General features: G+C 40.9%; 15 protein-coding genes and 1 tRNA gene. 13 read left to right on the forward strand and 3 right to left on the reverse strand.

Annotated elements, in window-relative coordinates; genetic code table 11:
• Positions 1-32 precede the first annotated feature (32 nt).
• From BMW43_RS20990 to BMW43_RS00320, 9 genes are all read left to right on the forward strand, one after another.
• A complete protein-coding gene (locus BMW43_RS20990) occupies positions 33-194 on the forward strand; it encodes a hypothetical protein (protein ID WP_177173416.1) in 162 nt (53 codons plus the stop codon).
• Between the two features lie 213 nt (positions 195-407).
• Positions 408-1,040, forward strand: a complete 633-nt coding sequence (nadD, locus tag BMW43_RS00285) for a nicotinate-nucleotide adenylyltransferase (RefSeq protein WP_091743395.1) — start codon at positions 408-410, stop codon at positions 1,038-1,040.
• Positions 1,041-1,139: 99 nt separating this feature from the next.
• Positions 1,140-1,391 carry an RNA-binding regulator gene (gene rbp, locus BMW43_RS00290; RefSeq protein WP_091743396.1) on the forward strand — a complete coding sequence of 84 codons (252 nt, stop codon included), beginning with the start codon at positions 1,140-1,142 and terminating at the stop codon, positions 1,389-1,391.
• A gap of 119 nt (positions 1,392-1,510) precedes the next feature.
• The gene (yqeK, locus tag BMW43_RS00295; RefSeq protein WP_091743397.1) at positions 1,511-2,083 is read left to right on the forward strand and encodes a bis(5'-nucleosyl)-tetraphosphatase (symmetrical) YqeK; all 573 of its coding nucleotides are present in this window, start codon (positions 1,511-1,513) and stop codon (positions 2,081-2,083) included.
• A gap of 36 nt (positions 2,084-2,119) precedes the next feature.
• A complete protein-coding gene (locus tag BMW43_RS00300) occupies positions 2,120-3,088 on the forward strand; it encodes an LCP family protein (RefSeq protein WP_091743398.1) in 969 nt (322 codons plus the stop codon).
• Between the two features lie 235 nt (positions 3,089-3,323).
• Positions 3,324-3,674 (forward strand): ribosome silencing factor, encoded by a 351-nt coding sequence (rsfS, locus tag BMW43_RS00305; RefSeq protein WP_091743399.1) that lies wholly within the window; start codon positions 3,324-3,326, stop codon positions 3,672-3,674.
• 7 nt (positions 3,675-3,681) lie between these two features.
• Positions 3,682-4,566 carry a CvfB family protein gene (locus tag BMW43_RS00310; protein WP_091743400.1) on the forward strand — a complete coding sequence of 295 codons (885 nt, stop codon included), beginning with the start codon at positions 3,682-3,684 and terminating at the stop codon, positions 4,564-4,566.
• 145 nt (positions 4,567-4,711) lie between these two features.
• On the forward strand, positions 4,712-5,626 hold the full coding sequence (locus BMW43_RS00315; protein ID WP_091743401.1) for a chemotaxis protein CheV: 915 nt from the start codon (positions 4,712-4,714) through the stop codon (positions 5,624-5,626).
• Between the two features lie 74 nt (positions 5,627-5,700).
• Positions 5,701-5,776, forward strand: a tRNA-Ala gene (locus BMW43_RS00320).
• A gap of 95 nt (positions 5,777-5,871) precedes the next feature.
• Here BMW43_RS00320 and BMW43_RS00325 read toward each other — a convergent pair.
• Positions 5,872-6,600 carry a polysaccharide deacetylase family protein gene (locus BMW43_RS00325; protein WP_245732161.1) on the reverse strand — a complete coding sequence of 243 codons (729 nt, stop codon included), beginning with the start codon at positions 6,598-6,600 and terminating at the stop codon, positions 5,872-5,874.
• A gap of 204 nt (positions 6,601-6,804) precedes the next feature.
• On the opposite strand from BMW43_RS00325, the gene BMW43_RS00330 reads away from it, so the two are divergent.
• From BMW43_RS00330 to BMW43_RS00345, 3 genes are all read left to right on the forward strand, one after another.
• The gene (locus tag BMW43_RS00330; RefSeq protein WP_245732162.1) at positions 6,805-7,119 is read left to right on the forward strand and encodes a hypothetical protein; all 315 of its coding nucleotides are present in this window, start codon (positions 6,805-6,807) and stop codon (positions 7,117-7,119) included.
• A gap of 464 nt (positions 7,120-7,583) precedes the next feature.
• Positions 7,584-8,117: a 3D domain-containing protein gene (locus tag BMW43_RS21635; RefSeq protein ID WP_091743404.1), complete on the forward strand. Its 534-nt coding sequence runs from the start codon at positions 7,584-7,586 to the stop codon at positions 8,115-8,117.
• 120 nt (positions 8,118-8,237) lie between these two features.
• Positions 8,238-9,683, forward strand: a complete 1,446-nt coding sequence (locus tag BMW43_RS00345; RefSeq protein WP_091743405.1) for an NAD(P)/FAD-dependent oxidoreductase — start codon at positions 8,238-8,240, stop codon at positions 9,681-9,683.
• Between the two features lie 49 nt (positions 9,684-9,732).
• On the opposite strand, the gene BMW43_RS21640 is transcribed toward BMW43_RS00345, so the two are convergent.
• Positions 9,733-9,864: a hypothetical protein gene (locus tag BMW43_RS21640; RefSeq protein WP_281246111.1), complete on the reverse strand. Its 132-nt coding sequence runs from the start codon at positions 9,862-9,864 to the stop codon at positions 9,733-9,735.
• 299 nt (positions 9,865-10,163) lie between these two features.
• A complete protein-coding gene (locus BMW43_RS00350) occupies positions 10,164-11,099 on the reverse strand; it encodes a metal-dependent hydrolase (protein ID WP_091743406.1) in 936 nt (311 codons plus the stop codon).
• Positions 11,100-11,522: 423 nt separating this feature from the next.
• On the opposite strand from BMW43_RS00350, the gene BMW43_RS00355 reads away from it, so the two are divergent.
• On the forward strand, positions 11,523-13,265 hold the full coding sequence (locus BMW43_RS00355; RefSeq protein ID WP_091743407.1) for a SulP family inorganic anion transporter: 1,743 nt from the start codon (positions 11,523-11,525) through the stop codon (positions 13,263-13,265).
• Positions 13,266-13,292: the final 27 nt, after the last annotated feature.

A 13,292-nucleotide genomic window follows, 5' to 3' on the forward strand; every position in this document is an offset into this window, starting at 1 on the left:
TGGCTGATTGAACACAATGAGGTGGAAGTTGTATGGGATATATTCACGCTTTCTTAGATTATTTAAGGACACCAAAGGGAAGACATGATTTTATCGACTATTTGCGAGCTGTCGTTATTATCATTGCTACCATCATTGTGGTCCGCAGCGGGATTGATATCGTCGGCTCCTGGATTAGAGCCTGGTTTAACTAGGGAACCACTGATTTATTCACACTGCGCAGCCAGACGGAAAAAGATCCGCTAGTGGATCTTTTTCCGTCTGGCTGCGTCAGCAAAATTTTGAAATAGGGACCGCTATTCCTGCGGTTTTACTTCTTTGCCAGCCTAAAAAATTTCTCGCCAGGCAGGTTCATTAAATCAGCGATTCCCTAGCATTACAAAATTACAATAGGGAGCGGACCCATAATGTCGGACAACAGACAGCGGATTGGTATAATGGGAGGAACCTTTGATCCTATCCATATAGGTCATCTTGTTGTAGCAGAAGCAGTACGTATTGAGTATCATTTGGAGAAAATTTTATTTATACCTGCGGCTGAGCCGCCGCACAAGCAACAAATGCAGATAACGCCCGCACAGCATCGCTACCTGATGACTGTCATGGCTACATGTTCCAATCCGCATTTTCAGGTTTCCCCCATTGAATTGGAGCGCCAAGGCCCTTCTTACACAGTAGATACGGCTATCGCTTTACGAAAAATATATGGAACTGATACAATGTTTTATTTCATTACCGGCGCAGATGCTGTGCTGGAGCTGGCCTCCTGGAAAGATATAGACCTTCTTTTAGAACTTTGCCACTTTGTAGCGGTGACCCGCCCGGGCAGTGTAGAGCAGTTAAATGAGGTTATCCATAATTTTGGCACACAAGGGAAAGAACATATTCATCGCTTGGACATTCCCCTGTTGGATATTTCATCCACCGATATCCGGGAGCGGATAAAAGATGGACGTTCCATCAAATATATCGTACCGGAGAACGTTGAAAACTATATATTGAAAGAACGACTGTATCAAAATTCTGCGTTTCCTATATAGCAGGCCATGTCAAATAAAGGCAGGCATAAATATCATCAATTCGCAAATAATGTTAAGGAAGTCAGTTAAGAACTCATGGAAAGAGAGGTGATTCCCTAGATGGCAAAAACTCTCTACGTTGGCAACCTACCCTGGTCTACTACCGATACAAGCCTTGCAGAAGCTTTTCGGGAATATGGCGCGGTCATATCTAGTAGGATTATTACGGATAAAGAAACAGGCCGTTCCAGAGGTTTTGGGTTTGTAGAAGTAGAAGATGACGATGCTGAAAAAATGATTTCTGCCATGAACGGCAATGATTTTGGCGGACGTCAAATCGTCGTTAATGAAGCCAAGCCACGGCAAGGCTAATTATGCATTGTAACATTTGATAAGTAAGAAAAAGATGCCTCCGATATAGGAGGCTTTTTGTCTGCTTTGGGAAGGATATCCTAAAAACATGAAGAATTTTACTACACTGGGTGATCAAAGTGGATTATAGGGAACTAATTAAAGGTCTTGAAGCAAGGTTATCTCCTAAACGGTTTAAACATACTCTGGGTGTTAGTGAAACAGCCCTTTTGCTAGCTGGTAAATATGGAGTGGATCAGGAAAAGGCCAAACTGGCAGGATTACTGCATGACTATGCAAGAGAACTGCCGATGGAAACCTTATTGCACCAGGCGGTCGTGCTTGCGCTGCCTGTCGATGAGATTGAAAGGGAAGAGCCTGTTTTATTACATGCAAAAATCGGGATGCATTTGGTGAAACAGGAATGTGGGGTGGAAGATGACGACATTTTACAAGCCATTTCCCTACATACCACTGGCAGCAGTCATATGTCAACGCTTGCTAAGATTATATTTTTAGCCGACTATATTGAGCCGGGCCGAGACTTTGAGGGGGTGGCTGCCCTGCGAAAAGCCGCCCATACCAATTTGGACAAAGCTATGCTGCTTGCCTATGATTATACGATATCGCATATTATAGCCAAGCATGGTTTTATCCATCCCAATACGATAATTGGAAGAAATTATCTATTAATGCAGGAACGAATAAATTAATTTTAATGTATAGTTTTTTTTAGAGGGGGGAGTATCATGGAGACCAGACGTCGCCGTATACGTTGGACAAGAGTATTTTTTCTGTTACTGACCCTGTTGCTTATCATAACATCTTTGGCAAGTGTTGTAATTTATGCATACAATAATATGTTTCATGCCGCGACGTCTGTAACCGCATCAGTTGGCGGCCGGGAAGCGCCTGCCAATCATATTAATATATTACTGCTCGGGTTAGATGATGCCGATGCGGAAGATCCATCAGGCCCCCGGCGCTCTGATGCCATGCTGGTCGCCAGCATTAATAAGGACACAGGTTCTGTCAGTCTTATATCCATTCCCCGTGATACAAAGGTAACCATTCCGGGCTATAAAAGCTATGATAAAATCACGCATGCTTACTTTTACGGAGGAGCTGATCTGGCTAAAAGAACAGTGGAAGATTTATTGAGAATACCGATCAATTATTATGTGGTTGTTGACTGGCAGGCATTTATAAAGGTTATTGATATACTGGGCGGTGTGGATCTTTACGTAGAAAATGATATGGATTATGAAGATCCTTATGCTAATCTTTACATTCATCTGACCAAAGGATATCAGCATTTAGATGGCAAGGCATCCGGCGAGTATGTACGGTTCAGGCATGACGAACTTGGTGATATTGGCCGTGTTCAGCGCCAGCAGCGCTTTCTGAAGGCAATGACTGATCAGGCTTTTCAAATTGAGACTATCCTCAAAATGCCGTCTATCATAAATACGGTAAACAAATATGTAACTACCGATATGCAGTTTTTTACCCTTTTAAAGCTTGCTAACAGTTTGAAGAATTTTAAAAAGGGCGATTTACAAGCGGAAATGGTACCTGGAGATTTTGCCACCATTGATGGAGTAAGCTATTGGGTATATGATAAAGAGCAGACAAAGCAAGTGGTCGATAAGCTTTTTTTTGATTGCACTTCAGAACCAAGTGAGTCTGCAAAACAAAGCGCTAAGAGCCTGCAGTGAAGTACTGCAGGCTCTCTTAGGCCCTCTGCCGGTGATTTCGTTAACATGTTTTGAAATAGGAGCCGCTATTTCTGCAACATGGTGCCTCGTCTGGCGCAAAAATCACTCGCAATTCATTCTATAGACTTAGAGTTTACAGACCACTGGCAGGAAACTTGTCATCATTACAGAATATAATAAGTCAATATGGAAAATAATTAAAAGAATAAAGTAATTCGTTACTAGGAGGAATATAATGTCCGAATCCAATTCTCGTCTATCTGAACTACTAGCCCAAGCTGCAAGTGAAAAAAAAGCAAGAGATATACTTATCCTTGATGTAAATGGAATATCAATGGTAGCCGATTTCTTCATTATTTGCAGTGCTAATTCAACCACTCAGGTCAAAGCGATTGCTGACAATATAGAGGACAAGCTGGCGGAACAGGGAATTAAGCTATTACATAAAGAAGGATATCGTGAGGGCCGTTGGATTTTGTTAGACTACGGCTCCTGCGTTATGCATGTATTTGTCGAGGAAGATCGCATCTTTTACAATCTTGAGCGGCTTTGGGGCGATGCCCCGGTACGCACTTGGGAAGATTAGGTGACATATGAAACCGATAAACAGTCACTATAAACCTGGTGATGTCGTAACTTTAAAAGTTGCCCGTGTTAATGAATTAGGTGCATTTTTAGATGCCGGAACGGGTAACACTTCCGACGATATTTTATTACATAAGGCACAGCAATTACATGAGGTAAAGGTGGATGAAACGGTCGAGGTGTATTTATACCTTGATCCGAAAAGCCGCCTAACAGCTAGTATGCGCTTGCCACAGATGCGCGAAGGGCAGATTGCAAGAGTAAGAGTTATTAATACTACCCGTGATGGGGCTTTTGTGGATATCGGCGCCGAGCGGGGCGTGTTTTTGCCTTTTAGCGGGATGCGTGGTAAGGTTCGCAAGGGAGATAAAGTCTGGGCCAAACTGTATCGTGACAAATCAGATCGGCTGGCTGTGACAATGGAAGTTGAGGAAGAATTACAAAAGGCCGCCAAACCGGCTGAAAATGTAAAACCTGGCGATATGTTAACCGGTACGGTATACAATCTTTTTACAGAAGGCGCTTTTCTCTTTACCACGGAACGATATATTGCGTTTTTACATGCCAGTGAAATTACAAAAGAACTGCGTGTTGGTGATGAACTTCCTGTGCGAATTACTTATGTAAGGGAAGACGGCCGTGTTAATGTCTCTATGCGTCCGGTCAAGGAACAGGCTCTGGAAGTGGATGCAAAAAAAATTTTAGAATTACTGGATTCCTGTGATGGAAAGATTCCCTATACAGACGATACGCCTGCCGATATCATCAAAGAAAAATTTGGCATAAGCAAATCCGCCTTTAAGCGATCCCTGGGAACTTTAATGAAAGCCCAGTTGGTCAAACAGGAAAACGGCTGGACATATAAAATTGCTTCCGATATACCGGACAAATAGTACACGATCTCATTGCTTACTTCACGAATTTTTTCTATTCGTGGCGATTCTTGGAGGATTTTAGAATATTTAGTATAATTAATATTATATAGTAAAAGCAATTGGCCTGTTTGTATGGGAGCTACTATGGTAGGGAGGCGGATATATGAGTGAAAGTACTTTAGGGAAAAAGGGTATACTATTAGAAACAGGAACAAATGAGTTCGAAATTATTGAATTTACTGTAGGCAATGTTAGTTATGGAATCAACGTGGCTAAAGTCCGTGAGGTAATTAATCCCGTTTCCGTTACCAAAATGCCGCATTCACATCCCTATGTCGATGGTGTATTTACTTTGCGTGGCAGAGTGATGCCTTTGGTTAACCTGCCTAGATGTTTGGATGTTGAAGACCAGTCTAATACTAAGAATATTATTGTAAGTGAGTTGAATAACTATTATGTAGGTTTCCTGGTAGACAGCGTATCACGCATCTATCGCGTCTCCTGGACGGCGATGGAGCCGCCGCCGGATATCAGTGATTCTGACATGGTTGTTGGGCTCATAAAGATGTCGGATAAAATCATTGTTTTGCTCGATTTTGAAAAAATAGTTTCGGTGATTAATCCGGAAATTAACGTTAAACTGACTACCATTCCCAAAACTGGCCCTGACTTGACTAAGATACGGCAAAGCAAGACAGTGCTGGTAGCGGAAGATTCGCCCATGCTTCGTGAGCTGTTGGTTGGTACCTTGCATACGGCAGGGTATGAAGATGTACGGGCGTACCATAATGGCAAAGAGGCTTGGGCTGCGCTTGAGGAAATGGGCGCAGACGGAACGCCTATTGCTACCAAATTGCAAATCGTGATTACTGATATTGAGATGCCTCAAATGGATGGACATCACTTGCTCAAGAAAATTAGAGAACATCAAATATTGAAGGAATTACCGGTTATTATTTTCTCCTCTTTGATCAATGAAGAGATGCGCCGAAAAGGTGAAGCCATTGGAGCGGATGGCCAGATATCAAAACCGGAAATCTCACAGTTAATTGATTTGATTGATAAAATTATTTTATAAATAAATAATTTTTATTGACATAATAGGATAACTCAGATATAATTAATAATGTCGGTGAGACAATGAAGTTTTGTGGGGGTATAGCTCAGCTGGGAGAGCGCTTGAATGGCATTCAAGAGGCCAGCGGTTCGATCCCGCTTATCTCCACCAGTAAACTCAACCTTTATGGAAAAATCCATAAAGGTTTTTTATTTTATCTTTTGTCTTACCAACTTGATAGTTTGGGGGCTTAAAGGAAAATAATTTTAAAATCGGGAAAGCCACTTCCTGCCCATATTAAATATGGGCAACATTTCTCTATGCTGCAATAACTCGCTGACAGTTACAAACTCGTAGCCACGTTCACGCAGGCGGTCGATAATCACACCAAGAGCTTGCGGCGTAGGAAGGGGATATTGTCCATCGTGAAGCAAAATAATACTCCCCGGTTTCACCTCTTTTAAAACCTTATCAATCACTTCTTGTGTAGGCGGGCGATTCCAGTCTTGCGGATCGACTGACCATAGAACTACTTGATATCCCTTTTGGTGAGCGAGTGCAAGTACTTGCGAATTATAAAATCCTCCGGGAGGACGAAACAGCGTCGGCTTGGGAGCTGTTGTTCGGATAACCTTTTCAGCTTTGTCAAATTCTTCGGACAGTTTTTGCGGACTTAATTTTGATAATGTTTTATGGCTATAAGTATGAGTACCGATCTCATGGCCATCAGCCACTTCCTGCGCGAAGATTTGAGGGCAATGTTCTACATTCTCACCTAAAACAAAAAAAGTAGCTCTGACCTGTTTCTCTTTAAGAATTGTCAAAATTTGTGGAGTTACTTTATAATGAGGCCCATCATCAATGGTTAAAGCAACGACCTTGTCCGTGGTTGAGACTCCCGAAATCGTTTGATCATTAGCTAAGTGATTGGTGGTTAAGCCGCTGATCACTGTTAAAAGAAACGTAGCATACAGCATAATATGAAATCTTTTCAAACGGCTTCCTCCTTTGGGTATGTTAAAGTCTTTATTATATATGATAAAAGCTTCTCTTTCATGCCCAAAGTAACGAGTAATCGAAAGGTTTGCTGTTTCACTATACAAGCAAGCTGCATATGCTAGGATATGCAGCTTGCTTGGGTGAGAGGGGGAGTTGTCCTGTCTACAGACATAAAGATTTTAATTTATGGGGCTGTTATATTGGTATTTATCAATTTGACAGCCATGATTTTATTTATAGTATTTGCTAAAATACCTAATGGCCGATTAAAGAATATCATACGGGATATTATTTTTGAACTGGATAAATTAGCCGATACGATGGAAAATTGTCAGAAGCGAGCAGCCGCAATCCAGCAAATTACCAGTATTCTTAGCTGGCGAAGTATTATGATTCCCAGTGCTTTAATTGGCTGGATTATTGATACGGAGGTGGCAGCTATTCGAAAAATGCAGCAAGCGACCCAAACACCTGATTTACATGAACCGGATAAAAAGTCCGCCAACGATTGTTAATACGAGTCCTGGCATAAACCAGCTCCCCTAATAAGCAATAAGCTTATAGGGGAGCTTTAATTTATATAGCCGTTGTTATAAGCTGTGTACAATTAATCTGTTTTTTTCAGGAATCTTTGCTCAAAATGTTTTGCCCGCTGCATTTGAAATTTCTTCTGAGCGAGTTTATTTTGATCGACCGGGTCCAATTTACTGCCATATTGGGCTAGTAAGATATCCAATTCCTCTTTTGATACCATATAGGTATTTAATTTGGGTTCATTATTTTTATTAATGCTGATCACCCTTTCTACTAGTAAATAGTTTACCCTAAAAAAAGCAAAACATGTAGTATACTTTCATTTCAATATTTTACATATCTTCCATAAATAAATACCAACCAAAAAGTACTGGGGATTTAATTTTAAATATGTTTTATACTAAGCAATGAGAAACCTATTCGGACAAGGTAAAGGAGGGATTTTATGAAACATTCCGGTCGTAAAAAAAGACGTACGAAAGGAAAACTAAAGCATATTGCAGCAGCTGTTGCCGGTGCTGCAATTATGTCCTCCATGGTTTTACCTGGAATCCCTGCAACAGTCGCTCATGCAGCTAAAAATACCTCAAATCAATCGGCTCACACTAGCCATCATGAGACACGGAAATCAGAGTCCAAACATCAGGCGGCACCGGACAACTATGAGGATGTTGTTCATGTGAAAGCTACGGCATATGCCCCGGGACCTCACGATAATGATCAATGGGGCAATAAAACCTATTTGGGTACCCATGTTCGTCCAGGCATTATTGCGGTGGACCCGGACGTCATTCCGTTGGGGTCAAAAGTTCTTATACAATACCCTGATGGACGGAGTTCCTATGCTGTGGCAGAAGATGTAGGCGGAGCCATTAAGGGAAATCGAATTGACGTGGCCAAGTGGACGGTGGATGAAGCCAAAGATTTCGGTATGAAAGATGCAAAGGTGTTTATTTTGGAAAAGGGAGATACTAAATAACATTGCCAGGTGGCAATGTTTTTTAGTATCTTCGAAATGAGTATACTCAATCAAGAAGGAAAATTATATATATTCGGATAATTATCAAGATAGGAGATGCAATAGAGGAGGAATCTGGTTATGTATGATGTATGTATTATCGGCGCTGGCGTAGTAGGTATGAATATCGCCAGAGAATTAACAAAATATAATCTGAAAATCTGTGTTTTAGAAAAAGAGGAGGATGTAAGCTGTGGCTGTTCTAAGGCCAATAGCGGCATCGTGCATGGTGGGTATACTGATAAGCCAGGCACACTAAAGGCAAAACTTTGTATCCAAGGTAATCGAATGTATGATCAATTAAACCAAGAACTTCATTTCGGTTATCGTGAAACCGGTGCTTTTGTATTAGCTTTTGAGGAAGAAGATCTTCCTCAAATTCAGAATTTGTATGATATGGGGATTCAAAATGGAGTTCAGGATTTAAAAGTTATTAATCGGCAGGAAGTTTTAAAGCTGGAACCTCATGTGAATGAAAATATTAAAGGAGCCTTATACATAAAACATGTCGGTGTAACATCTCCTTACGAATTTGTTATTGCTCTCGCTGAAAACGCTATAGCCAATGGAGCTGAAATTAAATTCAATGCGGAGGTTGCTGGCATTACCAAAGAGGATGATGGCAGCTTTACGATTACGACCAGTGCCGACGACAAAGTAACAGCCCGCTATCTTATTAATGCCGCAGGAATCTTTAGCGACAAAATTTCAGCGATGGTAGGTATTGGGGATTATAAAATTACACCTCGCCGTGGGCAGTATTTATTATTGGATAAGGAAGAAAGTTATCTGGTTAATTCGGTTATCTTCCAGGTTCCTACCAAAATGGGGAAGGGAATTTTGGTAACTACGACCTATCATGGAAATCTTATGATTGGTCCTAATGCCGAAGAAATTGATGACAAAAACGATGTAAGTACCGATGAAAAAACTTTGGATCATATTATAGCAACAGCCAGAAAATCTGTTCCTCATTTTAATATGCAAAAAGTATTAAAATCATTTGCCGGCAATCGGCCTGTATCCGGCTTGAAAGACTGGATCATTGAAGAAAGTCCGGTAAAGAATTTTATTCATTTAATCGGTGTTGATTCACCGGGACTAACAGCTTCACCGGCGATTGCACAATATGTATTGGCTATCTTACAAAACTCCGGGTTGTCTTTAATCAAAAATGAAACATTTGATCCCTATCGTAAACCAATCATTAAAATAAAAGAGCAGGATTTTAAAGGAGATATAAATGCCTCAGATCCTCAGGAACATCTTATTTGTCGCTGCGAACGGGTAACGGAAGCAGAAATTGTGGATTGTCTGCAGCGCGGTATTCCGATTCGTTCCCTGGATGCTATAAGCCGTCGAACAAGGGCTGGCTTTGGAACCTGCCAGGGCGCATTCTGCGGTCCTCGCGTGAAAAAATTAATAGCGGAAACACTGGGAATCAGTCCAGAAGAGATCAAGGAAAAAAGTAGCGCATCTTCTTTATTAGCACAGCGTGTGAAGCGGATGAATCTTAAAAAATTGTGAAAAAATAACTCAAAAGCATATCTCATGCTTTTGAGTTATTTTTAATAAATTAACTACAACCACAAGATTTAGTTTTCGGACGATTGTTTTTATTAGTATTATTGGTATTTTGCGATTCTTTTACGCTGGGGGATACTTCCTTGGCAAATTCTGCAGATTTATTGGTTTTGCATTTGCTCATTTTATCACCTCCCGTCATGTATATTGTTCCCCTCATTTTATATAAAATAGCTGTTAAAATTAATTAAACAAAATACCAAAAATAGCAGACAGGGAGCTAATACCCTGTCCGGATTAAACTTTGGTTACCCTCACGGTTCTTTCCTTATTTTACGTTGTTGTCGGCAACTTACCTATGGTTTATGCTTACCTTATCAAAAAAAGAAAGCACAAATTTAATTTGCACTTTCAAAGTAATGAATCATTAGCTAATGCTGCGGTAAGTGGCGCGGCAAAGAACAATTCTCTTTAGTTCTGATATTAACAAGGCACTTTAATAGTGCGGCCATAAGAATGCATATAGGAAGTAGCCGGAAGATTGGCTTGATTAAACAAAATAGTGGCGGAATGCAGAAACTGCTGATTGGAACTATAACGAAGATCATATATTTTTATCGCATTCTCTTCCGCTTGTTCTTCAAAGTAAACAAAAGGGGAGAATGTTTTAAAAAATTGACCTAAAAATGTTTTTTCGGCTTGCGCCATACGGGAACTCATATGAAAGTTGGGCAGCATGGTTATGATCTGAACGGAGCGGAAAAATAATTTGACTTGTCCAATTATATAGTATTCCGGAGTTTGTACGACAAAGTCCCATTGATGGACTTTACGTAAGGAAGGCATAATCAATATTCGTTCAATTTTATGGGCCGTAAAAAACGTTTTAAGCTGGAGGAAGGCTTTTTGTTTCAAGAAAAGGCGAAGCATAAGATAGAGGGAGCTTAGTACAACAATACCCCATACCGTCGGGTTTGTAGCCATAAGATCGCTATCCAGCAATAAAAACATCAGCAATAAAACTGGATCAAAAACATTCAATAAGTGACAGCTCAAACGTTCTTTTCTGAATGGCCACAATAAAGCTGCACCATGAGTATTCAAATAATCGCAAAGTATATGAGATAATCCTCCGATAAAAGACCAGCCAAAGAGAAAATACCAGCTCCATTGATTACAAAAAAAATGCATGCCTGTGGCAATAAGTGCCGAAAAGGCTGCGATTCCGGGAAACGAGTGCGAAAATGCTCTATGTTGCTTTAGATAAGTCATACTTCCTTTCAATTGAGCGATAATATCCAGGTCAGGCGCCTGAGCCCCTAAAATCGTTGCGATAAAAACAGGATCGGTGATTGCTGGCGTATGTCCGGACATGCCGGCCAGAGCAAAACCGATGAGCGCGTGAAAAGCTGTATCCACATTTGTCACCTCTAACTAATCAACTTTACATAAAATTATAATGTAAAGTTGATTATCTTGTCTATGGTAAGTAGTGGCCACAAAATTGCAAGAAAAATAGCTAATTCTGCCCGAAACTGTTCTTATCTGCAGCTAAGGACCGGATTAGCTTCTTATTTGTTCAAATACATTAAAAACAAGGATTAACATATAGTGCTAATCTATGATATGATATGATTATTCTTTTCATTTTCAAATATGGGTGTGAGTGTAATGGCTGTACAATATGATGAATTTATAAGAAATTTGTTTTTTAGCGACTGAAAATTAAAATATACATAATTATGCACATAGTGTCTATTCTAGAAAAATTAAGCCGACAACTATGTGCACTTTTTTGTACATTTTTAGATATTATCTTATCTGAGAGGAAGTTAATCTATTATGAACCGCGCTATCCGCATACCGATTAAACGTTACCTTACCCGCTGTTTCAAGAAAGATTTAGTTTCGGGGCTCACAGTGGGAGTCGTTTCATTACCATTGGCCATGGCTTTTGCCATTGCTTCCGGTGTAAAACCGGAATATGGGATCTACACAACAATTATTGCCGCCTGCCTGGTTGCGCTGCTTGGCGGAACCAAATTTCAGGTTTCCGGTCCGACCGGAGCCTTTATCCCGATTCTACTTTCCATTGTTTTAACTTACGGTTATGAGAACTTGCTTGTCGCAGGATTTCTGTCCGGTTTGCTGTTAATTGCCATGGGGCTTTTGGGCATGGGGTCTTTAATAAAGTTTATTCCCCGTTCAGTAACCATCGGCTTTACAGCCGGTATTGCCGTCACCATTTTTACCGGACAAATCGTTAATTTTCTTGGTCTTAGCGGCGTTGAGCGTCATGAAAGCTTCATTGCTATCATGCGGGATATCGGTGCTCATCTTTATACCACGAATATCTACAGCGTAATAACAGCGTCTATCTGTCTGGCTGTTATACTCATTACACCGCGTTTTTTCCCCAGACTGCCCGGTGCACTTATTGGCATATTGGTTTCTACCACTGTGACCACGATCTTTTATCCCCAGGAAGTGACGACGATCGCTTCGGCCTTTGGCGGTATTCCCAGCGGCTTGCCGCAATTGGTTATTCCGGAAGTTTCTATCGATAAAATAGAACAGCTTTTTCAACCTGCCCTTACCATTGCCATTTTAGGCGCTATTGAATCACTCTTATCGGCGGTTGTTGCCGACGGTATGGCCGGAACTCAACACAATAGCAATAAGGAATTGATTGGACAGGGCATCGCCAATTTGGTAAGTCCTCTTTTTGGCGGCATTCCCGCCACAGGAGCCATCGCCCGGACTGCCACTAACATTAAAACAGGAGCGGCTACCCGCTATTCTGTTGTTATTTCCGGCATTTTCGTATTCTTTACTTTATTATTGCTGGCACCGTATGCCGGATTGATCCCGCTATCCAGCATGGCTCCTGTCCTGATGCTCGTTTCTTACAATATGAGCGAACATCAGGCCTTCGCCGATATTGTAAAAGTGCGTACATTCAGTAGTGTTGTTTTACTTATTTCTTTCGTTCTCACCGTATTTGTCAATTTAACAATAGCCGTTGAAGTAGGTTTGCTGTTGGCTATGATGCTGTTTGTAAAACGCATGAGTGAAATCACGGCGGTCAAGCCGGTGGTTTTTGACCGTAGCAGCAACCTGATCGAAGTCGTCGACGATGAAGTGCCGGAAGAATACTCCTGTCCGCAAATCAGTATTTATAGCATTGACGGACCTTTATTTTTCGGCGCAGCCCAGATGTTTTCCCAAAGTGTTATGAAAATGATCAACTACGAACCCAGCATTATTATCTTACGCATGAGTAAAGTATCCATTATTGATATTACGGGGGAAAATCATTTAAGAAAAATAATCGAACGTTTGAGAATGAGAAAGATCACTGTACTGATTGCCGGCCTGCAGGGACAACCTAAGAAGAAGCTGGAGACCACAGGCTTGTACGACGATATTGGAGAGGATCATTTTTTTCCTCATACGGTCAATGCCATCGATTATGCCATGAAGCAAATTGACACCCGTCATTGTTCCCGGTGTCAAAAAGACGTCTTTCAACAATGCGTGTTAGCGGGAAAAATACAGCACAATGCCGATAGAAGCAGCAAATGATAATATTTTAACAAAAAGACTTTTCAA

This window comes from Propionispora vibrioides, from assembly GCF_900110485.1.
GTDB classification, from domain to species: Bacteria; Bacillota; Negativicutes; order Propionisporales; family Propionisporaceae; genus Propionispora; species Propionispora vibrioides.